At 70.4% G+C, this 24781-nt stretch carries 29 protein-coding genes, 3 pseudogenes and 1 CRISPR repeat array; of the genes and pseudogenes, 18 read left to right on the top strand and 14 right to left on the bottom strand.

Annotated features, from left to right (window positions below; all coding sequences use genetic code 11):
• Nucleotides 1-43: 43 nt before the first annotated feature.
• From D5H75_RS33070 to D5H75_RS33055, 5 genes and pseudogenes are all read right to left on the bottom strand, one after another.
• Nucleotides 44-304: pseudogene (locus D5H75_RS33070) on the bottom strand (Tn3 family transposase); the annotation flags it as partial.
• 175 nt (nt 305-479) lie between these two features.
• Complete coding sequence (locus tag D5H75_RS40995) at nt 480-749, bottom strand: hypothetical protein (RefSeq protein WP_147425357.1); 270 nt, start codon at nt 747-749, stop codon at nt 480-482.
• Nucleotides 736-1185, bottom strand: a complete 450-nt coding sequence (locus tag D5H75_RS33065) for a hypothetical protein (RefSeq protein WP_147425356.1) — start codon at nt 1183-1185, stop codon at nt 736-738. The genes D5H75_RS40995 and D5H75_RS33065 overlap by 14 nt, the downstream gene beginning before the upstream one ends.
• Before the next feature lie 92 nt (nt 1186-1277).
• Complete coding sequence (locus D5H75_RS33060) at nt 1278-1622, bottom strand: ester cyclase (protein WP_119930519.1); 345 nt, start codon at nt 1620-1622, stop codon at nt 1278-1280.
• The gene (locus D5H75_RS33055; RefSeq protein ID WP_206781974.1) at nt 1619-2053 is read right to left on the bottom strand and encodes a MarR family winged helix-turn-helix transcriptional regulator; all 435 of its coding nucleotides are present in this window, start codon (nt 2051-2053) and stop codon (nt 1619-1621) included. Before D5H75_RS33055 ends, D5H75_RS33060 begins: the two co-directional genes overlap by 4 nt.
• 376 nt (nt 2054-2429) lie before the next feature.
• On the opposite strand from D5H75_RS33055, the gene D5H75_RS33050 reads away from it, so the two are divergent.
• On the top strand, nt 2430-3518 hold the full coding sequence (locus D5H75_RS33050) for a tyrosine-type recombinase/integrase (protein WP_119930517.1): 1089 nt from the start codon (nt 2430-2432) through the stop codon (nt 3516-3518).
• A gap of 232 nt (nt 3519-3750) precedes the next feature.
• A pseudogene (locus D5H75_RS43685) lies at nt 3751-3849 on the top strand (hypothetical protein); the annotation flags it as partial.
• A gap of 35 nt (nt 3850-3884) precedes the next feature.
• Here the strand turns inward: D5H75_RS43685 and D5H75_RS33040 are convergent.
• The 3 genes from D5H75_RS33040 to D5H75_RS33030 all read right to left on the bottom strand — a co-directional run bounded on the left by D5H75_RS33040 (nt 3885) and on the right by D5H75_RS33030 (nt 6612).
• The gene (locus D5H75_RS33040) at nt 3885-4184 is read right to left on the bottom strand and encodes an SAM-dependent methyltransferase (RefSeq protein ID WP_119930516.1); all 300 of its coding nucleotides are present in this window, start codon (nt 4182-4184) and stop codon (nt 3885-3887) included.
• A 275-nt stretch (nt 4185-4459) separates the two neighbouring features.
• Nucleotides 4460-5287 (bottom strand): SAM-dependent methyltransferase, encoded by an 828-nt coding sequence (locus D5H75_RS42170; RefSeq protein WP_202638730.1) that lies wholly within the window; start codon nt 5285-5287, stop codon nt 4460-4462.
• A gap of 164 nt (nt 5288-5451) precedes the next feature.
• Nucleotides 5452-6612, bottom strand: a complete 1161-nt coding sequence (locus D5H75_RS33030; protein WP_119930515.1) for a helix-turn-helix domain-containing protein — start codon at nt 6610-6612, stop codon at nt 5452-5454.
• Between the two features lie 237 nt (nt 6613-6849).
• Between D5H75_RS33030 and D5H75_RS42165 the strand changes: the two genes are divergently transcribed.
• The 4 genes from D5H75_RS42165 (at nt 6850) to D5H75_RS33005 (ending at nt 10342) form a co-directional block, all read left to right on the top strand.
• Nucleotides 6850-6990, top strand: a complete 141-nt coding sequence (locus D5H75_RS42165) for a hypothetical protein (protein WP_202638729.1) — start codon at nt 6850-6852, stop codon at nt 6988-6990.
• Nucleotides 6991-7207: 217 nt separating this feature from the next.
• The gene (locus tag D5H75_RS33020) at nt 7208-7417 is read left to right on the top strand and encodes a hypothetical protein (RefSeq protein ID WP_147425355.1); all 210 of its coding nucleotides are present in this window, start codon (nt 7208-7210) and stop codon (nt 7415-7417) included.
• A 767-nt stretch (nt 7418-8184) separates the two neighbouring features.
• A complete protein-coding gene (locus tag D5H75_RS33010; RefSeq protein ID WP_242454661.1) occupies nt 8185-9153 on the top strand; it encodes a radical SAM/SPASM domain-containing protein in 969 nt (322 codons plus the stop codon).
• Between the two features lie 10 nt (nt 9154-9163).
• The gene (locus D5H75_RS33005; RefSeq protein ID WP_119930511.1) at nt 9164-10342 is read left to right on the top strand and encodes a methyltransferase domain-containing protein; all 1179 of its coding nucleotides are present in this window, start codon (nt 9164-9166) and stop codon (nt 10340-10342) included.
• Between the two features lie 82 nt (nt 10343-10424).
• Here the strand turns inward: D5H75_RS33005 and D5H75_RS33000 are convergent, their stop codons facing one another.
• From D5H75_RS33000 to D5H75_RS32985, 4 genes are all read right to left on the bottom strand, one after another.
• Nucleotides 10425-11474 carry a hypothetical protein gene (locus D5H75_RS33000; protein ID WP_147425354.1) on the bottom strand — a complete coding sequence of 350 codons (1050 nt, stop codon included), beginning with the start codon at nt 11472-11474 and terminating at the stop codon, nt 10425-10427.
• Between the two features lie 79 nt (nt 11475-11553).
• Complete coding sequence (locus tag D5H75_RS32995) at nt 11554-11781, bottom strand: hypothetical protein (protein WP_119930509.1); 228 nt, start codon at nt 11779-11781, stop codon at nt 11554-11556.
• A gap of 2 nt (nt 11782-11783) precedes the next feature.
• Nucleotides 11784-12488: a hypothetical protein gene (locus D5H75_RS32990; protein ID WP_119930508.1), complete on the bottom strand. Its 705-nt coding sequence runs from the start codon at nt 12486-12488 to the stop codon at nt 11784-11786.
• Between the two features lie 288 nt (nt 12489-12776).
• Nucleotides 12777-13110: direct repeats of the CRISPR family, unit length 29 nt; unit sequence GGGACCATCCCCGCGTGCGCGGGGAGCAG.
• A 319-nt stretch (nt 13111-13429) separates the two neighbouring features.
• The gene (locus tag D5H75_RS32985) at nt 13430-14344 is read right to left on the bottom strand and encodes a phosphotransferase (protein ID WP_202638728.1); all 915 of its coding nucleotides are present in this window, start codon (nt 14342-14344) and stop codon (nt 13430-13432) included.
• A 144-nt stretch (nt 14345-14488) separates the two neighbouring features.
• On the opposite strand from D5H75_RS32985, the gene D5H75_RS32980 reads away from it, so the two are divergent.
• From D5H75_RS32980 to D5H75_RS32965, 4 genes are all read left to right on the top strand, one after another.
• Nucleotides 14489-14725, top strand: coding sequence for a hypothetical protein (locus D5H75_RS32980; protein ID WP_119930506.1), 237 nt, complete (start codon nt 14489-14491; stop codon nt 14723-14725).
• Nucleotides 14726-14836: 111 nt separating this feature from the next.
• Nucleotides 14837-15910 (top strand): AAA family ATPase, encoded by a 1074-nt coding sequence (locus D5H75_RS32975; RefSeq protein WP_242454660.1) that lies wholly within the window; start codon nt 14837-14839, stop codon nt 15908-15910.
• Nucleotides 15907-17244: a vWA domain-containing protein gene (locus D5H75_RS32970; protein ID WP_119930504.1), complete on the top strand. Its 1338-nt coding sequence runs from the start codon at nt 15907-15909 to the stop codon at nt 17242-17244. Before D5H75_RS32975 ends, D5H75_RS32970 begins: the two co-directional genes overlap by 4 nt.
• Nucleotides 17241-17990 (top strand): hypothetical protein, encoded by a 750-nt coding sequence (locus D5H75_RS32965; protein ID WP_119930503.1) that lies wholly within the window; start codon nt 17241-17243, stop codon nt 17988-17990. Before D5H75_RS32970 ends, D5H75_RS32965 begins: the two co-directional genes overlap by 4 nt.
• Nucleotides 17991-18257: 267 nt before the next feature.
• Here the strand turns inward: D5H75_RS32965 and D5H75_RS44680 are convergent, their stop codons facing one another.
• Entirely contained in the window at nt 18258-18383 is a 126-nt protein-coding gene (locus D5H75_RS44680; protein WP_422674070.1) for a hypothetical protein, read from the bottom strand.
• A 329-nt stretch (nt 18384-18712) separates the two neighbouring features.
• Between D5H75_RS44680 and D5H75_RS42160 the strand changes: the two genes are divergently transcribed.
• Nucleotides 18713-18877, top strand: a complete 165-nt coding sequence (locus tag D5H75_RS42160; RefSeq protein ID WP_202638727.1) for a hypothetical protein — start codon at nt 18713-18715, stop codon at nt 18875-18877.
• Between the two features lie 357 nt (nt 18878-19234).
• Here the strand turns inward: D5H75_RS42160 and D5H75_RS32960 are convergent, their stop codons facing one another.
• Nucleotides 19235-20518, bottom strand: a complete 1284-nt coding sequence (locus D5H75_RS32960; protein WP_119930502.1) for an erythromycin esterase family protein — start codon at nt 20516-20518, stop codon at nt 19235-19237.
• Nucleotides 20519-20844: 326 nt separating this feature from the next.
• Between D5H75_RS32960 and D5H75_RS42155 the strand changes: the two genes are divergently transcribed.
• The 7 genes and pseudogenes from D5H75_RS42155 to D5H75_RS32935 all read left to right on the top strand — a co-directional run bounded on the left by D5H75_RS42155 (nt 20845) and on the right by D5H75_RS32935 (nt 24761).
• Nucleotides 20845-21003 (top strand): hypothetical protein, encoded by a 159-nt coding sequence (locus tag D5H75_RS42155; protein ID WP_202638726.1) that lies wholly within the window; start codon nt 20845-20847, stop codon nt 21001-21003.
• 243 nt (nt 21004-21246) lie between these two features.
• On the top strand, nt 21247-22482 hold the full coding sequence (gene fxlM / locus D5H75_RS32955; protein ID WP_119930501.1) for a methyltransferase, FxLD system: 1236 nt from the start codon (nt 21247-21249) through the stop codon (nt 22480-22482).
• 66 nt (nt 22483-22548) lie between these two features.
• On the top strand, nt 22549-22734 hold the full coding sequence (locus D5H75_RS32950; RefSeq protein WP_119930500.1) for an FxLD family lanthipeptide: 186 nt from the start codon (nt 22549-22551) through the stop codon (nt 22732-22734).
• Nucleotides 22735-22768: 34 nt separating this feature from the next.
• Nucleotides 22769-23560: pseudogene (locus D5H75_RS32945) on the top strand (lantibiotic dehydratase); the annotation flags it as partial.
• 178 nt (nt 23561-23738) lie between these two features.
• Nucleotides 23739-23954 carry a cytidine/deoxycytidylate deaminase family protein gene (locus tag D5H75_RS44675; protein ID WP_422674071.1) on the top strand — a complete coding sequence of 72 codons (216 nt, stop codon included), beginning with the start codon at nt 23739-23741 and terminating at the stop codon, nt 23952-23954.
• The gene (locus D5H75_RS32940; protein WP_147425352.1) at nt 23951-24274 is read left to right on the top strand and encodes a hypothetical protein; all 324 of its coding nucleotides are present in this window, start codon (nt 23951-23953) and stop codon (nt 24272-24274) included. Before D5H75_RS44675 ends, D5H75_RS32940 begins: the two co-directional genes overlap by 4 nt.
• A complete protein-coding gene (locus D5H75_RS32935) occupies nt 24243-24761 on the top strand; it encodes a DUF6879 family protein (protein ID WP_242454658.1) in 519 nt (172 codons plus the stop codon). The genes D5H75_RS32940 and D5H75_RS32935 overlap by 32 nt, the downstream gene beginning before the upstream one ends.
• Nucleotides 24762-24781: the final 20 nt, after the last annotated feature.

The raw sequence follows: 24781 nt of genomic DNA, 5'->3' as shown, positions 1-24781 counted from the left end.
TACCGCGCGTCGATCTCCGGGGGCTCGTCGGCTCACGCCCCGGTAGTTCGGTCAACAGGTCCTCCTGGCCCGCACGGTACGCCTGGTGGACACGGCCGCGCCGACCGTGGCAGATCTCCCCGGCCGGCGTGTGGCGGGCTTCTTGGATAGTGAGGCTGCCGGTTGACCCGGCGCTGGTAGGTGCCATCGACCGGGTCGATCACGGCGAGCAGATGAAGAGTCTTGGCGATGCGGCCGTACTCCTCAAAGGCCTGCCCGAGCGGCGTGGGGCGGCGAACATGCGCAGCAGGTCATAGGCGCGGACCTGGTTTTTAGCAGGGTGTCGAGAATGTACAGGCTTGTCGCGCGGGGTGCCGGGCGCCCCCATCTGCCCGATCCCGGAAAACCGAAACCAGACAGAATGGAATTACTGTCCGGTATAGGTACGTCTGAGAAGTTTGTTGCTTTCTCGCGGATACGACCGCGGGATATGCTGGTGCCTACACAGGCCGTCCGAGACGAGAGTGCGTCGCCTCGATCCAGTCGGTGGCGATGTCGGTGCGTGTGACGCGGCCGATCAGCGCCAAAACCGAACCGATATTCTCGTCCACCTCATCGTCGATCGTGAAGCGCAGCCCCTCCATGAGGTGGTCGAGCGCGTGCGGGTCATCACCAGCCAGGCCGCGGACCGGCAGGCCGGGCGATGCAACGCCGCCCTCACGCCGGTCAACGCCTGGTTGACAGCGTGTGCGACGGTCAGAAGTCGTCATGGTCGTAGCCGGCGGTCTTGGCCTCCTTCTCTGTGCAGAAGAACGTTTCGTCGAACGGCGTCACCGCGTAGTCCTCGTCGCCAGGGACGTTGTAGCTCATGGCGGCCGCGAAGCCGGTAGCGACGACGGGCAGGCCGCCGCACCTGATCACGTGGTACGGATAATGGGTCATCGTGTCGACGAACGGCGTGACCGACGCGATCGCGTACACGGCCCCGGCCGCCACCAGCGCGCGCAGCCAGTCCGGCCGGATGCGCAGCAGGGCGAGCAGGATCAGGCCTGTGAGGTAGGCCAGTACGAACAGCACCAGGTACGGCGCCGAGAACAGCACCCACGACCGCCCCCACAGCGCGACGATCACCGCGACCAAGCCCATCGCGGGCAGGCCGATGACGAACGCGGCCAGCCACGCACTCGCTCGTTGAAATGACCTCATGCGTGGTGTGATGATCATTTTTCTGGGTTGGTTCTCAGGTCGGAACACGGGCCGCGCGGAAGGCGCGGCGGCTACCCGCCACGCTGCCGGCCTCAGGAGTCGCGTCGCAGTGACGATAGACCCCACAACTCGGCGATGCGCCCGTCGCGCACCCGGAAGATCTCCAGCATGGTCGGTGAGTGCTGCCCGGGAATGCCGTGCACGCTCGTGCGGACGGCGGCCGTGTCCCCTTCGACGATCATGTCCTCGATGACGACCTGGACATCCGGGAACGCCTCGTGGAACCGCTGCCACGCCTGCGTGATGCTTCCGGGGCCGGTCGTGCCCAGGGGGTGGCTATAGAAGTCTGCTGTGAAGATCTCCGCTGTGGAGGTGTGGTCGCGGTTGTTGAACGCGGCGTACATGCGCCGGGCTGCGGCCCGCACGTCGTCGGTCATCGGCTCTCCTGTTCGATCATGTTCGCGCGGATGCGGGCGAGAACGCCCAGCACGATCTCCTGCTGGTGTGGGGTGATGCCGTCAAGGAGCCGCTCCTGGTATGCCTGGTGCGATCGTTCCAGCTCGGCCGCGGCCCGCTCGCCGGCGGGGGTGAGCGCGGCCAGGGTGTAGCGGTTGTCCTCCGGGTCCAGGCGACGGCTGATCAACCCTTCGGCCTCGAATTCCTTGACCAGTCGGGTAATGCTCGCACCGTCGATGCCCAGCATCCGGCGCAGGTCGCTGTGGCTGGTCTCGCCGTCGCGTCGTAGCCGGATGAGCAGTTGCACTCGGTGGGGGCTCATGCCCACGTGCCGGGCAAATGTCAGCCGAAGCTCGGCGCAGGCGGCTCCGAGCTCACGGAAGAACGTGTCCTCAGGCGTCTCTTCACGCACCATCTCTTTATAGCGTCAACTCTTGAGGAGATCAAGAGATGCGCCGTTGCCCGGAGCGCAGGGACTGAGCGGCACGGTTATGACCGTTCCGGCCTGTCTGTCCAGAAATTTTCGGGCCGCTGAAATCGCCGGAGACGGCCGAACGCGACCTTCCCTATACCCCGGGTACCACCGCGCGGCGCGGCCCGCAGAATCGCTCACAGCGCGCCGAGCCTCAGAACGCCTGACTGGCGGCCTGCGCCTCGGCTTCCTCGTTACTCCCCCTGCCTGGGGTTCTCTCCACGTCAGTATTTTAAATCGCCATTTAAGCAACCTATCGTGGTAGGGTGATCGAGTCCGGCACCACCAGCCACGCATCCGCACGGGACGGCGCCCGATGAGCCACGACGACCCGCGACACGATCCGCCCGCCCTCGCCGTGCCCGCCGAGCCGGCCCCCCTGCCGCCGGGCCGCAACCCCTACCACGTCTACCTGGACACCCTGGCCGCCACCTCCCGCACCGTCATGCGCAGCCACCTCGACCGGATCGCCCGCCTGCTCGCCGCCGACACCGGCCACCCGGCCCCCGAGCAGCTCACCGGCGCCGACCTGGACTGGCACCGCCTGCGCTATGAGCACACCGCCCGCATCCGCACCCTGGTCGCCGGCCGTACCACCGGGCGCGGCCGGCCCCCCTCCCCCGCCGACATCAACCAGCACATCGCGGCGCTGCGCGGCGTCCTGGCCGCCGCCTGGCGGCTCGGCCTGATGACCACCGACGACTACCACCGCGCCCGCGACCTGCGGCCCGCGCCGGGCAGCCGCGTCGCCCACGGCCAGCACGTCCCCCGCGAGAACATCGGCGCCCTCCTGGCCGCCTGCGACGCCGACGACAACCAGCCCCTCGCCGCCCGCGACGCCGCCATGATCGCCGTCCTGGCCGCCGCCGGGCTCCGCCGCGCCGAGACCGCCGCCCTCGACCTGGCCGCCTACCGCCGCCGCGACCGCGCCCTGCGCGTCCTCGGCAAAGGCGACAAAGAACAAGACGTCCCCCTGCCCAGCTGGGCCGTCGCCCGGCTGGAGGCGTGGCTGGCGATCCGCGGCCACGCCCCCGGGCCGCTGTTCCCCCGCTTCCGCAAAGGCGGCCGCTTCACCCTGGACGCCCCGCACCTCACCGGCCAGTCGATCCAGGTCGTCATCGACCGGCGCGCCCGCCAGGCCGGGCTGCTGCGCGACACGCCCGCCTTCGGCGAGGAACGCATCCGCGCCCACGACATGCGCCGCACCTTCGTCGGCGAACTCCTCGACGCCGGCGTGGACCTGGCCACCGCGCAACGCCTGGCCCGCCACGCCAAACCCGAGACCACCTCCCGCTACGACCACCGCGGCGAGCGGCGGCTCCGCGAAGCCGTCGCCCAGGTGCCCCCGCCGAAGCCGGTGCCTCTGCGGGGCGGGCCCGGCGATGCCGCCTCCGGCCGGCCGTGATCCCCTGGGCGGCGCGTCCGGCGGTGCCATCCTCCTCCGCGCCCGGCCGGGGGCACGTCATGGCGAGATCCAGGAGCATGACCCGCGCTGATACGGCCGGCGCGTGCTCACCGCAACGAGGCTCAGCCCACGTCGAGGGGACCGATGACAGGCAAGATCGTCAAGCACAAGGTGCTGTGCTGCGTCGTTCGTGACGGACGGCTGCTGGTCTTCCGGCACAGCGACTCCAGCTATGAGGAGGTCGGGATTCAGGTTCCTGCCGGCAGCATGGCCCGGGGAGGCGCCAGAGGACGCCGTCCTCCGCGAGGCACGGGAGGAAACCGGTTTCACCCATTTCAGGATCGTCCGGAAGCTGGGTGAGGTCGCCTATGACACCTGCGACCGTACCTCGCGGGCGGTCACGTCCGGTCGCGGATCGGTCGGGATACCCGCGCCCACGTCGATGAACTGGGTGAGCCCCTCAACTTCGGCGAGATGCCGCACCGTCCGCAGCAGGAACCCCCGGTTGGCGCGCGCGAGCACGCCGATGTCGGGGAACACCGCGGCGACCTTCTCCGCGGCGTCGCGGTCGGCCGCCCAGTTGTCCTTGCCGTCCAGGTAGTAGTCATACATGCGGGCGGCGCTGGCCGTCGTGGGCGAGAAGTCGGGGGTGGTCTCGCTCGTCATGGTCACCTCGTCGACGGGGCCCAATGGGCCGGTAGAAGCGGGATAGGGGAAGGCAGGGAGGCCGGGGGCGGGAGACAACGCCACTCGCTGCGGACAAGGACGCGTTCCCTCCCTCCGGCCTCGAGGGAGGGCCTGCGGCCGGCGAGATCGGAGAACCGGCCGCAGGCCCTTGAAAGGGGGGTGGGTCGGCGGCTGCGCCACCGCCGATTCCCACCCCGCGCGGACGGGCCGCTGCTCCCCACCCCTGGGGGCGGCACCGTCCGAGACTTCGGCGATCAGGTGGGCTGCTCGGCCACGCACCCGAGCACCGTGACGGGGGTTCGCCTGTGGTCGTACTGCGAGGCGTGCCACTGCTGTACGGACACGACGCCTGGCGTCATCAGCGTCAGGCCCCCAGCCATGGCGATGTTGGCCACGTCGAGGGCGGTCCGGAAGTGCATGGGCAGGCCGGCGTCGGCGTAGATGCCGGTGAGCGAGCCCACGATGCCCCGGCTGGCGGAGTCGCTGGTGCCGTGCGTGAGGACCAGCCGGGACTTGGGCGGCATCGGGGCCATCAGGGTGGCCACGTAGGCCGCGGGGTCCTGTTCGTCGCCCATGTACTGCATGGTGTTCGGCAGGATGACGCAGGTGGGCAGCGAGGGCTTGAACTCGGCGCGGGCCGCGGGCAGCACCGCGGCGGCGTCGGTGACGTCACGGCCTCCGGCGGTGAGCACCCCTTTGGTGCTCGACCGCACGTGGCCGATCGCCGGGTAGGCCGGGTCGCTGCTGATCGTCAGCACCCGCACGTGCTCGTGGTCGGCGCCGAGGAAGGACGCGGCCAACTGGTAGATGGACTCCCCCGAAGGAGTGTCCCGGGAGAACACGAGGTTGCCGGGCGTCACGATCAGGTATTGCAGGATGCCGGCCTCGGCGGCGTGCTGGACGGCCCGCAGGATCATCCTGCGGACGTGGGCGGCGATCGCGCTGGCGGTGGGCAGGACGTCGGTGACCGCGCGGTGGGCATGTTCGTAGCGGATTTCGGCCGCGGGGTCCGGCGCGGTGTGCTGGAGGCCGAGCCAGTGGTCGGAGTGCGCTACGGATGAGGAGCAGGATGTGGTGTTCACGACGGTCCTTGGTCGGGTCCTGAAGGGGTGCGGCGTTGACCACGTTCCGTGGTTGCCATGGCACGTGATGATGGACCCAGCCGTCCGCTCGGAGAAGGGACCCTTGTCCCGGCTGACGGACAATTTCAACGCCTCCCTAGGACGATCGTCCCAGGGGGCGCTTGCTACTCCGGCCAGTACGTGGCGAGCTTGTCCAGGGTGTCGGTGTGGCTGCGTTCCTTCCGCCGGACCTCCTCGAACAAGGCCCGCGCCTGCACCTGGTGGCGGACGAACACCGGGGCACGCCGAGCTGCGGACAGCAGGACGCTCGCCGCGGCCTTCACGTGACCTCGCTCCATGTGGGCCTGGGCCACGTTCATGTCCATCCAGCCGCGCGAGATCGCCCACAGGTCGTCGGGGTTGACCTCGCGGGACGCGGCGAGCGCCTTGGCGGGCTCGTGCAGGGTCGTGTTGGCGTACAGCGCTTGCAAGGCGACGCTCGTGGGGCCGAACACCGTCAGGTAGATCGGGGTACGGCTCCCGAGTTCGGTCGCGGCGGCCTTGGCGGGCCGCAGGTACTCCGACACGTCCGTTCCGGTGGACAACGCCGGCGCGACGGCGGCCAGGAGCAGGTTGCCGTAGGCGGCGATCTGGTTCTTCGACCCGCCGTACTGAGGCCGGATCACGTCCGCCCCCTTGCCTGCGATCTTCTCCGCCTGCTCCACCCGAGCCTGATGCAGCAGCACCCATGACGCCGCCGAATGCATCGTGGCCCACAGCACCTGGTCATTGCTGCGGACCGCAGCCATCATCGCCCGCTCGACGGCCGTCCACGCCAGGTCGAGGCGTCCCATGTGCCCCATCAGGTAGGTGGCGATCTCGTACAGCTGGGCGAGCTCGGCGTGGGCTTCGGCGTGGCGGGCTTCGCCGATCGCGGCCGGAAGCTGGGCGATGACGGGTCCCCACTCCCCCCGCCAGTATCGGTCGCCGATGAACTTGAGCATCTGCTTCACGTCGGCGGTCGTCGCCGGTTCGCCGGTGTCGTCGTTCTCGAACCCTGGGAGCTGGTCGGGGTCGAGGAGGACATCCCGGACGGCTTGGATGCGTGCGCCGTCGCGGTCGGCGCCCATCCGCTCGGTCTTGCCGAGGAGAGTGGCCGGTTCGGCGTCGAGGGCATTGGCGATCTGCAGAACGGTGGTGCCGCGGGGGTTGCGGCGCAGGCCGTTCTCCAGCTTGACGATGGTTGAAATGTCCAGGCCGGCCCGGTCGGCAAGTTCCTGCTGGGAAAGCTTCTGCTCTTCCCGGAGCCGCCGGATCCTCTGGCCTATCGTGCTAACCTCCCCCATAAGGCTCCACGCCCTTCCTTGAAGTCCCGAATCACCTTCAGGTTACGGCGTGGGGCCTTTGCCATGCGCGGGTTTGGGCGGTTGTTCGCGGTCTGTAATCACGCGCGGCATGTCCGGCCAGATCGGCTCGACCTTCACGGCCTTGCCATCGACCACGCGAAGCTCCCAAAGGTCCTCAGCGCGATCGCCGCGGCGCCACAGCTGCGCTCCGCTGGCCGCGCCGGGATGAAGGTTCAGGTGGCCCTCCCTGCCATCACTGACTACCCGATCACCACATGGGACCTGACCACCGTGCGGGAGAACGTCACCGGCGGGGCGGGGCTCACCCACCTGCTCGCCGACGCCCGGCGCGTCCGAGCCACCACCAGTGCCGTCTGACCACCCCCGCAACCAGGACGACTGTCCTAGAGCTCCGGGGAAAAGCCACCCCTACAAGGACAGACGTCCCTTCCTTCGCCTCCGCGCCAGTGAGACAACGGGACGCAGGCGGAGGGACGTCACCGCTGCTGAGAGTGGCCTCCCTCCGCCCGGCAACCCCTTCACCGGACACTCCCCGCAGACGCATTCACCCTGCCAGGAGAGAAACGGAGGGCGCGTGACCACCGCAATGCCGCCCGGCTGGACCAGGCCCCGCCGAACCCCCGGAGGCCGCTACTTCAGCGACCGCGTCCACCTGTTCGACCCCAGCCAGGAAATGGCGGACTGCCTCAGCATCGTCCACGCCCCCGACCTCGACGCGCTCGCCACCCGCGCCGCCGATCTCGAACACCGCGCCCGCCGCGCCGCCAGCGGGCCTCTGCACTGAGGTGGAGAAGCAGGAACGACGGGCCCGGACCGTCATCTCACCCGCAGGTAGGACCGCCACCCGATGAAAGAGCATCTGACCCGCATCGGGCATATGACCGACCGCGCCATACCGTACGCCCTCCTGAGCATCGTGGCAGGGGACGTCGCCCGGATCGACCTGACGCGCCTTCCCGGCTGGGACCTGGCCGCCTGGCCGCTGACGTTCGCCACAATGGTCGCCATCGCGTGCATGATCTTCTTCCACGAAGGCCCTCTGTGCGCCGCATGCGTGAGGCGGTTCCCGCTGGACCCAGACCCTCTCGTGCAGCGGTACCGCCTAGCCCTCAAGGCGTTTCATTCCCGCTGGCTCCGCCTGGTGATGGCGATAGTCCTCATCGCCTACATCCCCGTCACCGTCATCAACATCATCTCCGGAGCAGACGCGCTCAACTCGTACCTTCGGATCCTGGCGTTCGACGCCGCCTTTGTGCTCCCGTCAGCGCTGCTCCTGCTGCTGCACTCCGTGCACACCCGCCTGTCGCTGTGGTGCCCCTGGTGCCGCCGCCGCGGCGGCGGGCGTGGACGAGGCGTCCCCGAGCCGGGGCCCTCCCATGGACGCTGGCCCCGCCCTCGGCGCCTGCCCCGTCTTACGCGGCGACGTCGACCCGCTGCGCGAAGGCCCGCAGCTCGGGGAGCGCGCCCCGGCGATCGACGCCCAGCAGCCACACCCTCCTGCGACGCTTCCGCCGGACCCCGCCGCAACTGACTTAGAAAGGGACGAAGGCCATGACCCGTGAACTCCTCGACGCGGCCCTCGAACCGATAGACACTCAGAGTATGCAGCCGGTAGCGAAGCTCGGCTTCTTCTGGGTGGACCTCACCCGCCTCTGCCAGCAGCAATGCACCCACTGCTACAACTCCAGCGGCCCGGACGGCACCCACGGCACCATGACCCGGCACGACTGGGAACGCGTCCTCGGCGAAGGCGCCGCCCTCGGCGCCACGATGGTGCAGTTCATCGGCGGCGAACCCACCCTCTACCCAGACCTGCCCCACCTGATCCGATACGCGCTCAATGCCGGCCTCCGGGTCGAGGTGTACTCGAACTTCGTCCGTGTCACCCCGGCGCTCTGGCGCACGTTCGACCAGCCCGGCGTACAGCTCGCCACGTCGTACTACAGCCTCGATCCCGCTCAGCACGCCGCCATCACTCGCCGGGGTACCCTGCCCCGCATCGAGGCCAACATCAGCGAAGCCGTACGGCGCGGTATCCCGCTCCGCGTCGGCCTCATCGACGTCCTGGACGGGCAGCATGTCGAGGATGCCCGCGACCGCCTCGCGCGCCTCGGCGTCTCGAACATGGACGTGGACCAGGTCCGGCTCCTCGGCCGCGCTTCCGTCCCCACCAAACCCGCCGACGCGTCGCAGCTCTGCGGGCGCTGCGGCGACGGCAGGATCGCCATCCTCCCAGATGGGACCGTGACCCCGTGCCCGCTCTCCCCTTGGCTGGTCGCCGGCTCCGTTCACGAGCAGCAACTTGCTGACCTCGCCGCCGAAGCCTCGCGCATCGCCGAGAACGAGATCGTTCCCGCGCTTCCGAACGCCTGCCGCCCCCCATGTGATCCGAGCTGCAAGCCCGGCTGCGACCCGGGCGTCGCCGACCCGGACGGCTGCAACCCCCGCGGCAAGTGCAACCCGAACGAGCCGTGCAAACCCCAGCTCGGCACCTGCAAACCCGACGTCAAACGCCGGTAGGAGCACGAACGTGACGACGAGCATCGACACCGGGCACGTCACCGCCAAGATCGACGCGCTGGGCGACTATCTCACCCGCGTCGGTGTGCTCCCCGCCGACGAGGCAGCAACCCGGATCTGGCGCACGGGACTCCACCACGTGCCCCGGCACCTGTTCGTGCCCACACGAGCGTGGGCTGAACCGATGGACGACCGGCCCGAACACGAGATCGACCGCGACCGTGACCCCGCCGGATGGTTGGAGGCGATCTACACCAACACCGCGATCATCACCCAGCGCGGCGACGGGACCGCGGACGTCGCCGACACTCACGCTGCACCCACCTCCAGCCTGTCGTGCCCGTACGTCGCGGCCGAGTTCCTCCGGCTGCTCGACGTCGAAGAGCACCACCGCATCCTGGAGATCGGCACCGGCACCGGGTGGACCGCCGCGATGCTCGCCTGGCACACCAGCGACGACCAGGTTGTCACCGTCGAGATCGACTCCGCCATCGCCGCCCAAGCCCAGCACAACCTTGCCGCCGCCGGCTTCTCCCCCACGGTCATCACCGCGGATGGCACCCTCGGACACCCCGAGCAGGGACCGTACGACCGAGTACACGTCACCTGCGGCGTGAGAGAAATCCCCTACGCGTGGGTTGAGCAGACCCGGCCCGGTGGCCTGATCGCCGCCCCGTACATGGTGGGCCGGTACGGCGAGCAACTCGCCCTGTACGTCCTAGACGACGGAACAGCAATCGGCCGGTTCAACGGCGGGGCGACGTTCATGATGATGCGGAACCAGCGGCCCGCCCGCCCCACATCAACGACCAGCGACGGCCACACTACGACTGGCCGCCTCAACCCGCGCACCATCCCTAGCGACTACCGACGCGGCTTCGGCCTCTACCTGTCCGGGTGCGTCCCCGACCTGATCTTGACGGGAGCAGGCTGGGAGCAGTTCAGCGACACCGAGTGGGGATGGCTCCTCCGGCTCCGCACTCTGGACGCCACCTCATGGGCGATCGCTGCCGCCAGTGCCGGCGACGCCGAAATCACTCAGGGCGGCCCACGGCACCTGTGGGATGAGCTTCAGACGGCCTATATGGACTGGATTCGCAGGGGCAGGCCCGGTCCCGATCGGCTTGGCATGACTGTCACGGAAGCTGGACAACTCCTCTGGCTGGATGCCCCCGGGAACTACGTGTAGAGGCGCTGGTAAGCAGCGAGCTGCACGGCCATAGGAGGCCGTACCGCCGAGCCTCTGCCCAGCGACGGCTCCCCTCGTCTCGTTACGCGGGGACGCCTACGCGTTGTGCGAAGGCCCGCAGCCCGGGAAGCGCGCCACGTCGATCGGCGCCCAGCAGCCACACCGTCATCCGGTGTACCGGAGGACGCCACCGCACCTCGGCCGGGGCGACCTGCTCCGCCCGCCGCAACGCCCGGAAACACGGCTCCGGGTGGCCCCACTGGTGGTAGGCACGGGCCACGTCGATCAGTAGCCGACCCTTCCGTTCGGCTGTGGGGACGTCAGCAAGGCGCAGCGTGCGCGCATGCCGGATCGCCTCCCCGTTGTCCCCGAGCACCTGAGCAACGGACACCTGGTAGAGACGCACCGAGCTGGGGCCTGTCATCAGGTGGCCGTACGCGTCATCACGTCCGAGACGGCGCGCGGCCTCGGTCGCCTCGACGAGAAAAGAGTTCGCGTCCGAACGATTCTGGTCCACGGCCGCGGTGAAGGCGGCGACCTGCATGAGCATGGCGTACATCTGAAGCTGCTCCCGGGAGGCGTGCGGCCCCGGCTCGATCTCGCCGGCCGCACGCACGAGCAGGTCACGGGCAGCCTCACGGCGGCCGCGGCGGCGTAGCACGGTCGCGAGCGCGCGGCGGGCGTCCGCGATCGTGAGCGGATCACCTGACTGCTCGGCCGCCTGGAACGCCCGATCGGCCGTGCTCCATGCGAGCTGGTCGTCGTTCCGTTTCACCGCGAGCGCCGACGCCACACCATAGGCGTCAGCGAGAACCGCGGCCGCCGCCGCGGCGTGGTCCACGTCCGCGTGCGCGCGCGTCGCCGCCGCGGTGGACAGAAGCGAAGGCAGGGCCGCAGCGAGACGGTCGTAGCGGGCGGCGGCGAAATCGGCGCGCGCCGAGGCCACGTTCCTTCGCACCAAGGTGAGTGGGACCGGTGCCGCCTCGCGAGGGAAGCCGTACACCAGGTTCTCCAGCTCGCCCAGGGCAAGCAAGGGCGCCGTACCCGCGCGCGCGGGCGCGGCCGGCAGCGACCCGAGCGCGGCTGCACCCGCCAGACCGGCCGCGCTGGACAGCACGTTGCGACGCTTCACCGGGTCCGCGACCTCCCGAGTCCGCTGGGCTCACGTCCCACAGTAAGCGCATGAGCCGGCCAGAGACCCCCGGGCGTGGTCAGGCGCTGCGGCGCAGGTGGCGGCCCATCCAGGTGGCGATCAGTTCGGCGTTGCGGCGTTCGCGGTCCGGGTCGCGCAGGTCGGCCTCGTCCACGGCCCACCGCTCCGCCTCGGCGTACTCCGGGTCACCGGGGCGCAGCGTCTCGACGGCGTCGCCGATGAGGCCGTCGCGTTCCACGGACAGCGGCACCAGGATCGTGCCGTCGGCGCGTCTGATGTACGGCATCCCTACCTCCCGACCGCTGTTCCCACACCGTACTGGCTATAGAACCATACCCACAGCATCTCGGCACGGCGGGCGTCCCGGTCGCACAGCCGCATCAGCTCCTCGGCCTCCCCTGCCGCGCACGCGGCGAACGCCTCCGCGAACAACTCGCGCGGGTGGTGGTAGCGGGGCGGCAGCGCGGGCCGCAGCATCCGGTGCAGCGCCCGCCAGTCCGGGTCGGACTCCGACCGCATCCCGCCGCCGCCGTCAGCGTGATCGAGGGCGTGCCCGATCTCGTGCAGCATGACGTCGCACGAATGCGAGGGCATGTCGCCGACGACGATGACGCCGTCCCCGTAACAGCCGGCCACCAGGTCCCAGGTGATCTCCGGCCGGGCCGGGTCGAGGGGGACGCCGCGCAGATATTGGCGTCCGTCCAGCTCGGGCACCCCCCCGGGGCCGACGTAGATGGCGCGCAGGTGCCCGGCGAGCAGATGGGTGAGGTGGGCGGGCAGTTCGGCGAGCCGGTCGACGGCGTCCACCAGCGGCTGGGACGGCCGGGTGCCCGGCGGCCACTGCCGTACCAGCAGCGGCTCCAGCTGGCCGACGTGGCGGCGGCCGTCCCGGGGCAGGGGGTGGGCGGTGATCGGGTGCGGCGGGCTGTACGGCAGGGGCGCGCCAAGGAAGTCGCGCCGATCCGGCCCGGACGGTGGGGGGATATCGGGCATGGCGCCGCTCAGCGTAGCGGCCCGGCCGAGCCGCAGCAGACCCGCCCGCCAACCGATTCCTGGCCGCGACGCCCGCCCTGCCGGGACGTGATCCGATCGGGCGTCTCGCGGGGACGGGAGCTGCTTCAGGCGACGCGGGACGGGACGGGCGCGACGCTCCTCCTGCTGAGCCATCACCACTCCACTGGGGGAGGCGGCCGCAGGCACCGCACCTCCGCGACCATCCAGGGAACGCCCCGGCGGACGCGGGGAGCAGGTCAATGGGGTCGACGTGCCGTGACGTCCTGGGGACCCATCCCCGCGTGCGCCGGGAGCAGCCGTTCGAGGGAGAGGGCACCTACGGTCCCCTGGGACCATCCCCGCGTGCGCGGGGAGCAGAGTACCGGCGACTCGTCCGGGAATCGGCCGTCGGGACCATCCCCGCGTGCGCGGGGAGCAGTCGGGGTCGGCGGCGTAGTAGTCGCCGTCGGCGGGACCATCCCCGCGTGCGCGGGGAGCAGCGATCGACACGAGACGAGCTTGTCGCACACATGGGACCATCCCCGCGTGCGCGGGGAGCAGGCCCTTTTCCTGAGTGACCCAACCCGGGGCCTGGGACCATCCCCGCGTGCGCGGGGAGCAGACTCCGCGACCTGCAGGTTTGTCAGCGGCCGGGGGCGTTTTCGAGCACTTTTGAAGGTTCGGACATCGAGGACACTACTTCGCGTCTTGGTCGATAGTCGTCGTGGTTGGCAGTTTCCGCTGCTCGGTCTGGGCGAGGTATCTCATTATGCAGGCGCCTTCTAGTCCACAGGTCTTCAGTGCCCACTGCACTGCCGGAGCTTCCAGCTCGCCCCGCTGCCGGCGCCATGAGATCAGGGCCTTCAACGTTGGTGTCCGCTCTGCTCCGTGGCGGCACTGGCCGCCCCACGGTATGGCCCGGTAATGCGAAGGGGCCCAGGTCAGCGGCCGGGATGGGCGGACTCGCCTGCCGCCTGGTCCGCGCCGAGCCAGGCCAGGCCCGCCTCGGCGGCTCTGAGCCGCCCTGCTCGCCCGGCATCCGGGCCTCGCAGCGCCCTCCCCCACCGGAACAAGGTCCACGCCGCCACCAGCCCGTCCGCCGCCCCAAACGGCGCGCCATTCCAGGCGGGGAGTCCGGCGAGCAAGGCCTGCGCCCGCGCGGGAGCATGCCCCGCCTCGATGAGCCTCGGCCCGAGCAGAGCGAGTTCCACCCATGGCGCTCCGGCACAGGCGAAGGCCCAGTCCAGCAGCCACAGGGAGCCGTCCTCGCCTCTCCGCAGGTTTCCCGGGTGCAGGTCGTAGTGCAGCAGCGCCGACCCGGCCAGCACCGACCCGTCGAACCTGGCCAGCGCCGTCTCGCACACGTCCCGCTGCGGCTCCGGCAGGGGGCATTCGGCCAGGACCCGCCGGGCCGCTCCAAGCAGCACCTGCGCATGGCCGGCTACGGGGGGCGCCCCGGCGGGCGCGGCGACCTCGCCGAGCCGGGCGACGGCGGCGAGCACCCGGGGCAGGTCGGGGGATTCGGGTGCCAGGTCCGCGTCCCGGCCCGGCACGTGGTCGAACACCAGCACCGCCCACCCCTCCGCGTCGGCGGCGGCGCGCAGCGCGGGGGCGGGCACCTGCGGAGGCAGCGACCCGGCGGCCCACGCTTCTCGCGCCAGCAGCCGCGCCGCGCCCGGCTGCCCGGGCGGGCAGGCCTTGGCGAACATGGTGCGGCCGCCCGCCAAGTGCAGGCGGGCGGCCAGGCCCGGCATCAGGCCGCCGACGATCGGGTCGGATCCCAGGACGGGCCCGATCTGGTCCTCGACCGTACGGCGCGCCCGCGTGGGCAGGTCACGCCACAGGGGCGATGGCACCGGTCGGCGTCTCCTTCGGGCTGGGGCTGTCGTAGCACCCAGCATGATGCCGAGATTGATCGGATGCTGGATCTGGTCCGCCGTGGCGCCCGCGCGAGTCAACTTTGGTTGACGAACGGCTGGTCGTCAACCTAGGATGACCGCATGGAGGCCGACCGCATCACAAGGGGCGCTCGGGCGGCAGACGCCGCCGACCCGATCAGGTCGCTCACCGCCATCGCCGAGCTCCGCCGTGAGACGGCGCGCTTGGAGACGGTGGCGGTGGGCCGGGGACGGACCCGCGGCGACGTCTGGACACAGATCGCCGCTGCTCTGGTCATCAGCGAGCAGGCGACACACGAGAAGTACGGCGGCCGGGGCCTGTTCCGCACCCAGGAATAGCCGACAGAGACCACAACGGACGTCAGCGTTCACGGCTCGACGTTCCGATACGCGCTGCCCGGAAGCGGGTCCGGGCAGCCGGCGAGGAGGACGAAAATGGCGGCGCCATCAGTGACACGAGACGCTCTCACGGTCGCCGTGACGGCCAATCTGCCGGTCATCTTGTGGGGTGCGCCGGGGACCGGGAAGACGTCCGCGGTGACCTCCCTCGGCGCGGCCGCCGGCCTGCCGGTCGAGGTGGTGGTCGGCTCGATCCGCGAGCCCAGCGACTTTTCCGGGCTGCCGGCGCTGCGTGACGGCAGCACCTGGTTCGCGCCGCCACGATGGGCCGAGCGGCTGGCCGCCGAGGGCGGCGGCTTGCTGTTCCTCGACGAGCTGACCACCGCGCCGCCGGCCGTGCAGGCAGCCATGCTGCGGGTGGTGCTGGAGCGCACAGTCGGCGACCTGGTGCTGCCGGACGAGGTGCGGATCGTGGCCGCCGCCAACCCGCCGGAACAGGCCGCCGACGGCTGGGACCTGTCCGCGCCGCTGGCCAACCGGCTCATCCACCTGAACTGGACGGTCTCGGCCGAGGACATCGCCGAGGGCTTCGCCGGCGGGTTCCCCGCACCCGAGTTCAGGGTGAAGGACACGGCCGGGCCCGCCGAGGTGGCCGGCGCGCGGGCCCTGGTCGGGGCGTTCCTGCGGGTGCGGCCGGAACTCGTGCTGACAGTGCCCGACAGTCCCGACCGGGCGGGTCGCGGCTGGCCCAGCCCGCGCAGCTGGGAGATGGCCGCACGGGCGGTCGCCGCGTGCGAGCACCTGGGCGCCGGCGAGGCGGTCCTGGCCGAACTGGTGCTCGGCGCGGTCGGTGAGGCGGCCGGGTTCGAGCTGCTCTCCTGGCGCCGCAACCTCGACCTGCCCGACCCGCAGACCCTGCTGAACGACCTCCAGGCCCGCCTGCCCGAACGCCTCGACCGGCTGCATGCCCTGCTCGGCGCGGTGGTGGCGTACGTCCAGGCGGACGGCACGGCCGACACGTGGGAGCGGGCGTGGGCGGTGGTGGCCCGGGTCGCGCGCACCGCGCCGGACGTGGCGGCGAGCGCGGCCCGATCGCTGGCCCGCTCCCGGCCCGAGGGCGCGGCCCTGCCCAAGACGATGCTCGAACTCGCGCCGGTGCTGCGCGCCGCCGGGCTCATGCGATGACCGCCGACGGCCCCCGCGCTCCCGCCTACGAGGAGGCGGTGCGCGCCAGGATCGCCGCCGCGCGGCTGTGGGCGGCGCACCGGGCGCCGTACCTGGCCTCGGCCGTCTTCGCCCTCAACCCGGTCATCCTGGAACCGGCCCTGGACGAGGACACCGGCGCGCCCGTCGCCGACCCCCAGTTCCGCGCCTTTCCCGCCGACACCCGGTGGAACCTGTACGTGGAACCGGGCACCGCGCTGGCCACCCCCGTCGAGGAGGCCGGCTGGTGGATGCTGCACCAGGTGGGTCACCTGGTGCGCGGCCACGCGGCCCGCTCGCCGGTACGGCCGGCGCCGGGACAGGAGGTGGGGCCCGCCGCCGGCGTGGTCCGCGACGAGGAGGCGCACCGCTGGAACCAGGCCGCCGACGCCGAGATCAACGACGACCTGGAAGCCGAGGACCTGCGCGGCCCAGCTGGCGTGGTGTCGCCCGCCGAGCTGGGTCTTCCGGCCAATCGCACCGCTGAGGAGTACGTGCCGATGATCGACGTGCTGGCCCAGGCGATGGACCGCGGCGGGCGGGCGCTGGCCGAGGCGATCGACTGCGGCAGCGCCGTGGACGGGCAGGAGCGCACGTACGAGGGCGGCGGCTGCGGCGAAGGGCTCACCCAGCTCGACCGGGAACTCCTCGAACGCTCCATCGCGGCCGGCATCCAGGATCGGATCAGCGCGCGCAGCGAGGTGCCGTCAGGGTGGCGCCGCTGGGCCGAGGAGCGCGTGCGCCCCTCGGTGAACTGGCGGGCCCGCCTGGGCGCGACGGTCCGGCGCGGGCTGAGCACGGTGGCCGGGCAGGTCGATTTCAGCTATCGCCGCCCATCGCGCCGCGTCGGCGCGTACACCGACATCGTGCCGCCGTCGATGGTGCGCGCGGTCCCGGACACGGTGCTGGTGATCGACACCTCCGGCAGTGTTACCCGCGACGTGCTGAGCCGGCTGCTGGCCGAGGTGAGCGGGATCATCGAGAGCGTGGCCGGTCCCCACCGTCGGCTGCGGGCGTTCTGCTGCGACGTCCGCCCGTACCCCGTCCAGGTGGTGCGCCGGGCGAGCGACATCGAGCTCGCCGGTGGCGGCGGCACCGACATGCGGGCCGGCATCGCCGCGGCGATGGCCCTGCGGCCCCGGCCCGACCTGGTCATCGTGCTGACCGACGGCGAGACGCCGTGGCCCGAGCAGCGCCCCGCGGCGCATGTGGTGGTCTGCTTGATCGGCGACGGCGGGCACGCGCCCGACTGGGCGTCCGTGGCCCGCATCCCGGCGGACGTGCCACCGCGAGTGCCTGCGAAAGGAGAGTCATGACAACGGGCTACGCCGACGAGCCCAGCCCCGAGCCGCTGCACGAATGGCGGCAACGCGGTTTCACCATCGCCGAGGCCCGGCAGTGGCTCGAGCACGGCTTCTCCATCAACAACGCGGAGCGGTGGCGCAGATCCGGCGTCTACACCGGCGCCGACGCGCGACTGTGGCGCACCGCCGGAGCCACTCCGTACACGGTGGATCTGTGGCTGCGGGCCGGCATGACCCCGCGGGACGCGGTGAAGTGGCGCGAGCTGGGCTATTCGCCCGAGGAGGCGGCCGATCGGCACCTCGCCGGGGAGCGCCCGCACCCGCGCGGCCGGCTGTGGCGGCTGCTGCACCGGGGCGAGGAACCGGGTGAGGCGCTCGCCGACGAGGAGCGCTCCGGCAGCATGCGCCAGCTGCTGCGCGCCGGCATCCCGGCGGGCCGGGCGCGCTCCTACGTGGAGGCGGGCTGGACGGGCGCCGACGCGGTGGAGTGGGCGAAACGCGGCATCGAGGCGGGACAGGCACGGGTCTTCGAAGCACTCGGTCTATCCGCCCGCGAGGCCGAACGGGTGCTCGCTTCGGGGCAGGACGCTATCTCCCTGATGACGGCGTTCTGGCGGGCCGGGGTGCCGATCGACGAGGTGGCGGCCTGGTGCGCGGCGGGCTTCACCGCCCAGGAAGCGGCTCGGATGCGGGCCGAGGGCACCGACGTCGAGCAGGCCAAGGTGCTGCGGGCACTGACCGAGGGCGACGAGCCCTGACCCGGAAAGGAACAGAAGCATGAGCCGCTCCGGAGTTGCGCTCCCGCCGAGGGCGACGAGAGGCACGACATCCTCAAGCAGGCCATCCGCAGCTACTACATCGCGCACCTGAGCGGTCTGTGGCCCGACGCGGCCAGTGCTGGCCGACGCGAAGCAACCGCGCAAATGACACGGCGTGCGCGGGGAGCATGCGATGGCGCTCGTGCCGAGCACCGTCGTCTCGGGACCATCCCCGCGTGCGCGGGGAGCAGGCCGTGCAGACCATCCTCACGGGCCTCGTGGCGGGACCATCCCCGCGTGCGCGGGGAGCAGCTCCTGGCAGCGGGCGACGGTGTCGTCGGCCAGGGACCATCCCCGCGTGCGCGGGGAGCAGACGATCGACGTGCTCGACACGCGCAGGGTCAGGGGACCATCCCCGCGTGCGCGGGGAGCAGACTCCGCGACCTGCAGGTTTGTCAGCGGCTGGGGGCGTTTTCGAGCACTTTTGAAGATTTGGACATCGAGGGCACTACTTCACGTCTTAGCCGATAGTCGTCGTAGGTGGAAGTTTCCCGCTGCTCGGTCTGGGCGAGGTATCTCATTATGCAGCCGCCCTAAAGGTTCACCGTGCAGGTCTTCTGTGGCCGCTGTGCGGCTGGAGCTGCCAGCGCGACCCCGCTGCCGGCGCCATGATCGGCCAGCTCAGCGCTTGCAAAGTTGGTGCCCGCTCTGGGCGAAGGTAAATGAGGAAGCCGTATCTGGGCGGGGCACGCGCCTTCTTCCTGTTCCAGGAGTTCACGCGGGGACGCTGGAAGATGTGGGTCCACCTGCCGGGAGAGAAGGGGTCGCGACCGACCGTGGAGGCGCTGTCGCTGGAGGACGGCCAGTTCAGGCGGACCTCATCCTGAAGGACTTCCTCATGCTCCTGGGCGACCCGCCGCCCACGCTCGTGCGGTGCCCCTCTAGACCGCGGCGGCGTGGTTGCCCTACACCAGGACGGCGGTCACGCCGCAGCGTACAGCCCCTGCGGGCACCGTCCCTTCCCCGGGTGCTCAGGCAAGGCTCCTAGAACGGGCCCTTGATCCCGATCCACTGCAGAGTGACCCGCAGCTCCTCACACGGGTCCTGGACGGCCTTCGCAGGCTCTACACCGCGCCGGGTTCGTCTGCCGTGCGGGTCGAGGGCGCGGATGGCGATCTTGAACAGGTATTCGGCGACCCTCGCGCCCCGCCATGTCCGATGGCGGGGCGCTCGGGCGTGACGAGTCAGACGCCGATGCCTGCTTGCATCGTGACGGTGGGGCTGATCAGGACGCCATCGAAGGCGTCGGCGATCGGCATGGTCATGGTGCTGCTCTGCGTGCGGATATGGGTGAGGTTGAGGAGTCGCTCGGAGTGGCGGGCGTGGCGCAGGTCCACCAGGGCCAGGCCGATTCCGGCATCCAAAGCGGCGGCTTCGACGCTGTTGGGCTCCGGCGGTGCGAGGGCGGTGTCGGCGATGGTGAAGCCGAGGGCGGCGTCGGGATCGGGATACATCTCGATGGTGTGATCAGCGGTGCTGGTGAGCGCCAGCGCGACGTAGTCCTCACCAAGCGCGCGGTCCAGGTGCTGTCCCATCGGCAGGGTAGTGAGGTGGCCGTCGTACGCCACCGGGTGTTTTTGGATGTGGTTGTTGTGAGCCGCCAGCACCATGCGGGTGCCTGGGGCGGAGCGAGACAGGTGCCACAGCACCGATTCGGCCATGTACCGGTCTCGCACCGACAGGTCGGCGAGCAGAGCCGATCCGTCGAACAGGGCGGCCATGCCGCGCAAGGTGTCGTCGGTGTGAAGTGCGGCCTCTAGCCGCCAGAATGCCGCATCGTAGTGGTCTCGATCGCTGCGGGAGACATATAGCGGTTCCAGCGCTCGGAAGCGCAGCTTCAGGCGCGTCAGCGCCGCGGTCAGCGCGTCCTGCTCGGCGGTGCCGAGTTTGGCCCAAGCGGGAGCGGCCGAAGCGACGGATCCGCCGGCGATTCGCTCGGCCATGGCGATCGCGGACTCCGCTACGGGCAAGATGTCAGGGTCGATGTCGCGCAGGTAGGCGGCCACCGGGATCAGCGCGGGCAGCAACGATCCGCCGGCCTGAGGGACATCGATGCCGGCGAAGCGCACCGGACGGCCCGACGTGGTGTTGTGCCGGCGTATGTAGCGCAGGAGATCGCCGTGGCCCCAGGAGTCGGCGGCCTCGTTGATCTGGGCGAGGTCTGTTTCGTCGCCAGCGCCCTGAACCCACGGGTCCAGGGTCAAGCCTTCGCTGAAGCCGGATTCGTGGGCGAAGACCGTGAATCCGCAGCGTTCGGCGAGGAAACGCAGGATGCGCTGCCGGGCCAGGGTGAACTCGTGGATGAAGTGGGCGTTCTCGCCGACAGCGACGACTCGGGCCTCACCGATGATGTCGCGCAGCGGCTCTAGGTCGTCCAGCGGGGCGTCAGGGTCCAGCGTGGTGAGGGGCACCGCATGGCCGGCGAGCCAGTCGGTGGACGCGTTTCGGCCATTGATGTTCGAAGGCATGATGATTCGCTCGTCTCTCGGATGACACGATGCATGAGACAGGGGCACCGATACGGGAGCGGAACGCAAGTCCGGAGGCCCTTGATGGGCTGGACAGCGTCAGCACCGGTGTGGTCGCTCGGACCTTCACCGGGTGGTCAGTCACTCCCTCAGAAGCGCATCAAAGAAACAAGCTGCCAACGGCCATACCAAGATCGTACAGCAAGCCGTGATGACGGCAGAACGATAGGGGCGGCGGCCGGGCGGGTTCCCGCCCCACGCCGCAAGATCAACATCGGTGTCCTGGCCGCTTTCGCGAAGAACTCGGCCCGCCCCAAGAGTGGCATGTGATCTACAGCCTCGGGCAACGCTGCTACTACGCCTTCGCCCTCTGGCCGACTCACACACCCGTCCGCGTCCACAGCTACGACCCTGACGAACTGGTGACGCTGATGCGCGAGGCTGAATCCGCCCACATCATGCAGGCCACTCCATGGATGCTGTGATGCAGTTCTCCGGCCCTCGGCAGCCTGACTGGGGCGCTGTCGGAGCGCCGGCACCAGAGCCTGTCCTGGAGCAGAGGGGCCTCATACCGACCCCCGGTTCGGGCATGGGCCCGATCCTCCGGCAGGACGATCCCGAACTCCTCGCCGCCTCTCGGGCGAGCTCCGCAGGCTCTACACCGGGCCGCCCTAACCACAATCGAACAGTTCCATCGTCCGACAGCACACCACTTTGACAGGAACTTCATGTCCAACCCGCTCCGCAACTCCCAGGATCCCGTCGAGCTCCGTGACGCCCTCGCCGACGAACTCATGAAACGAGGCATGATCACCTCGCCTTCGGTGGAGCACGCCGTACGGACCGTTCCGCGCGAGCAGTTCGCCCCCGAGGGGACGCCCTTGGACGAGGTCTACGCCCCGGACAAGGTGCTCATCACGAAGCGGGACGCGAACGGTGCCGCGATCTCCTCGATCTCCGCCGTGTACATTCAGGCGCGGATGATCGACCAGGTCGAACCCGAGCCCGGCATGCGGGTACTGGAGATCGGGTCAGGTGGCTATAACGCGGCCCTGATCGCGGAGGTGGTCGGCCCGACCGGGCGGGTCATCTCGTTGGACATCGACCCGGAGGTGGCGAACCGGGCCAGCGCCCGGCTGGAGGCGACCGGGTACGGCCGCCGTGTCGAGGTCGTGGTCGGCGACGGTGAAGAGGGGGACCCCGAACGCGCCCCCTTCCACCGCATCATCGTGACGGCCGGCCTCTGGGACATCCCGCCCGCCTTGCTGGCGCAGTTGGCCCCGGGCGGGCGCATCGTCTTGCCGATGAGGATGCGCGGGGTCACCCGCACTATCGCGTTCCGCCGCGGAGGCGGCCACCTGGCGAGCACCTCGACGGAGGTCGCCGGTTTCGTGCCCGTTCAGGGTGCCGGCGCGCACCCTGGGCAGGCCATCCATTTGCCGGACATCCACGGGGACATCACGCTCGAGTTCGAAGACGGCCTGCCCGAGCAGAGCGCGGCCCTGCTAGACAGCGTCTTCTCCAAGGGCGCCACCGAGGTGTGGACCGGCGCGACGGTGAAGCACGGCGTCTCCTTCGCGGATCTGTACCTGTGGCTCGCCTGGTACCTGCCCGGGTTCTGCAAAGTCGCCACCGACGTGGAGGAGAGCCGACTCGGCAAGCGGTACAAGACGTGGTTTCCGTTCGGTTCCTGCCAGGGCGATTCCTTCGCCTGTCTGGCCGCTCGCCCCGCGCTGGACGGCGAAGGCGTCGAGTTCGGCGCCCGCGGCTTCGGCGAGCACGCCGAGCAAGTCGCCGCCTGCTTGGCCGAGCAGATCCAGGCGTGGGACCGGGGGCCGCGCCACACCGAGCCGACGTTCGCGTACTGGCCCAACGACGCTGACCTCTCCCAGATGCCCCAGGACGTGGCCGTGCTGAGGAAGAAGCACGGCCTCCTCACGATCTCCTGGCCCCGGACGGAGTGACCCGATGCACCCCGCCCTGACCGAGGCCAGGACCACCACCCCCCACCCCGAAAGGAGACTGATCCGATGTCGCCCCTGACCCTCGACGTTCCGGCACAGGAGCCGCCGGCCACGGAGGACCCGTACGCGCTGGACCTGGCCATCGTGGAGGCCACGACCCCGCTCCCGATGCTGATGTGCGACACCAGCAACGGGTGCGGCAGCACCTGCTCCACCTCGGCGTGCTCCACCAGCGCCAACGACCCGGTCTAACCACACCGGACCCGCCGCCGGCACCAGCCGACCGGTGCCGGCGGCCCGGCCGACCAGGAGACAGACCGTGCCCCTCACCCCCCTCTACCAGCACGCCGGCCTGGTGCTGGTGCGCGCCACCACCGACCCCGGGGACCTGCACCCCCCGCGCTTCGACCTGTCCGACCCGGCCGCCATCGCACAGGAAGGGCTCGCCTGGCTGACCAAGCTGTGGTCCCGCAGCGATGTACGGCGCGCGCTGACCCTGGCCAGCCCCGCCCTCGCGGCCCGGGCCGGGCGGCTCGTCGACCCCGACGCCGGGCCGGCCACGATCACCGACGTACGCCGCGCCATCATGAGCAGCGCCGCCTACCTGCTGCGCTGGCAGCGGCGGCCCACCCCCTTCGGCCTCTTCGCCGGCCTGGCGGCCGCCGCCATCGGTCCCGCCACCGCGACCATCGGGACCAGCCACGAGCCCCGCGTCCGCCCCGATGCCGAATGGCTCACAAGGCTGATCGACCAGATCGAGCAGGACCGGCACCTTCGCGAGCGGCTGGCCGTTGTCGCCGACAACACCGGCGTCGTCCGCGGCGGCCGCCTCATCGTGGCGCGGTGCGCGCCGCTCGGTTCGCGCACCGCAGGCCCGCTCTCCGAGGTCCACGTGCGGCTGTCGCCGCCGGTGCGGTACGCGCTGGACGCCGCCGCAACCCCCATCGTCTTCGAGGTCCTGGCCGCGCAGATGGTCGCCCGCTTCCCCGGCGCCGACCCGGCCGCGCTCCACGACATCCTGCACGGTCTGATCGACCACAGCGTCTTGATCACCAGCCTCCGCCCGCCGATGACCGCGCCGGACCCCTGCGCAACGTCATCGCCGCCGCCCGCGCCGCCGGCGGCGAGCAGCTCGACCGAGGTCCGCTCCGGCCTGCCCGGCTGCATGGAGCGGCCGTGCGAGCGCGTGGGCCTGGCCGAGGCCAGCGAGCCGATCTGGATACTCGGACTGCCGCTCCATCCATGCCGAGGCGAACGTGCTGCTGTACGCGGGCCGCGACGACACCAGGGACGCCACCCTCTACACGAGCCGCGCGCCGTGCAGCTCGTGCATGAAGCTCATCCAGGCATCCTGCATCCGGCTGGTCGTCTCGCCCGGTCCCCCACTACATCCACCTGCGAACACCGCCCCGCCGTGTCTCACGGCGGGGCTTCTTTCTTCTCTCTGCCCGGACGCCACTCGTGACCCTTGACCGCATATCCGAATCCGTTCACGCTCGCGATGAGGCCACAATGCGGCACACCCAAGGCATCGGAGGAGATCATGCGGCTACGCTTCCTGGTAGTCGACCCGAACACGCAAGGCGACGACTGCCCAGCCATGCAGGTGAACGAGGAGACCGGAGACCTCGCGTTCGTAGGCGAGACGATCACGGACCCCGACGCACTCACGCAGTTGTCCGCCAGCAGCGGGATCAAGGAGTCGGAGACCGCGATCCTCATCCCAGCCCGCATGCGGAAGCTCATCCTGGAGGCACTACGTGAACTCGAAGACGATCCCACCATTCCATGAGCTGATCGCATCCACCACGCGTAGCGCGATTCACCTGGAGATGCGCGACACCTACACGCCCAACGAGCCCAGCTTCCTTCGATGGAAGGAGACAGGCGAGGTCGCCGTCGAGGAGTTCTGGTCGGACTGGAAAGCACTCGTCCGCGCCACCGTCACGCGAGGCGTCACCATACGCCGGGCCCGCATCGTCTCCGAACCCATCACCGACTTCATCCGGCTGGAGTACGAGATGACCGGGCCACTCAACGTGGCGGCTGGGGAGCAGGTGCGGTGGCTGCCCCGGCGCCAGGCGTCCGATCTGGCCCTGCCCGGGAACGACTTCTGGGTGTTCGACGACAAGCTGGTCAGGTTCGGCCACTTCGCCGGCGACGGAACCTTCACCGAGCACGAACTGCGCGACGAGCCGCACGTTATCCAGCTCTGTGCCACGGCGTTCGAGGCCGTCTGGGAACGGGCAATCGACCACTCGGAATACAAGCCGCTCTAGCCCTACAGCAAGACGCATCA

The organism is Bailinhaonella thermotolerans, from assembly GCF_003594875.1.
GTDB classification, from domain to species: Bacteria; Actinomycetota; Actinomycetes; order Streptosporangiales; family Streptosporangiaceae; genus Bailinhaonella; species Bailinhaonella thermotolerans.
This window is presented reverse-complemented; position numbering and strand designations above follow the sequence as displayed.

Bases quoted from the DNA above. Each gene is read 5' to 3' on its own strand.
- D5H75_RS32970 (WP_119930504.1), top strand. From the start codon at position 15,907: ATGACCGCCGACGGCCCCCGCGCTCCCGCCTACGAGGAGGCGGTGCGC.
- fxlM (WP_119930501.1), top strand. From the start codon at position 21,247: ATGTCCAACCCGCTCCGCAACTCCCAGGATCCCGTCGAGCTCCGTGAC.
- D5H75_RS33065 (WP_147425356.1), bottom strand. From the start codon at position 1,185: ATGAGGTCATTTCAACGAGCGAGTGCGTGGCTGGCCGCGTTCGTCATC.
- D5H75_RS32990 (WP_119930508.1), bottom strand. From the start codon at position 12,488: ATGCCCGATATCCCCCCACCGTCCGGGCCGGATCGGCGCGACTTCCTT.
- D5H75_RS33010 (WP_242454661.1), top strand. From the start codon at position 8,185: ATGACCCGTGAACTCCTCGACGCGGCCCTCGAACCGATAGACACTCAG.
- D5H75_RS33050 (WP_119930517.1), top strand. From the start codon at position 2,430: ATGAGCCACGACGACCCGCGACACGATCCGCCCGCCCTCGCCGTGCCC.
- D5H75_RS33030 (WP_119930515.1), bottom strand. From the start codon at position 6,612: ATGGGGGAGGTTAGCACGATAGGCCAGAGGATCCGGCGGCTCCGGGAA.
- D5H75_RS33060 (WP_119930519.1), bottom strand. From the start codon at position 1,622: ATGACCGACGACGTGCGGGCCGCAGCCCGGCGCATGTACGCCGCGTTC.
- D5H75_RS32965 (WP_119930503.1), top strand. From the start codon at position 17,241: ATGACAACGGGCTACGCCGACGAGCCCAGCCCCGAGCCGCTGCACGAA.
- D5H75_RS40995 (WP_147425357.1), bottom strand. From the start codon at position 749: ATGACGACTTCTGACCGTCGCACACGCTGTCAACCAGGCGTTGACCGG.
- D5H75_RS32980 (WP_119930506.1), top strand. From the start codon at position 14,489: ATGGAGGCCGACCGCATCACAAGGGGCGCTCGGGCGGCAGACGCCGCC.
- D5H75_RS32960 (WP_119930502.1), bottom strand. From the start codon at position 20,518: ATGCCTTCGAACATCAATGGCCGAAACGCGTCCACCGACTGGCTCGCC.
- D5H75_RS32950 (WP_119930500.1), top strand. From the start codon at position 22,549: ATGTCGCCCCTGACCCTCGACGTTCCGGCACAGGAGCCGCCGGCCACG.
- D5H75_RS32995 (WP_119930509.1), bottom strand. From the start codon at position 11,781: ATGCCGTACATCAGACGCGCCGACGGCACGATCCTGGTGCCGCTGTCC.
- D5H75_RS42160 (WP_202638727.1), top strand. From the start codon at position 18,713: ATGAGGAAGCCGTATCTGGGCGGGGCACGCGCCTTCTTCCTGTTCCAG.
- D5H75_RS33040 (WP_119930516.1), bottom strand. From the start codon at position 4,184: ATGACGAGCGAGACCACCCCCGACTTCTCGCCCACGACGGCCAGCGCC.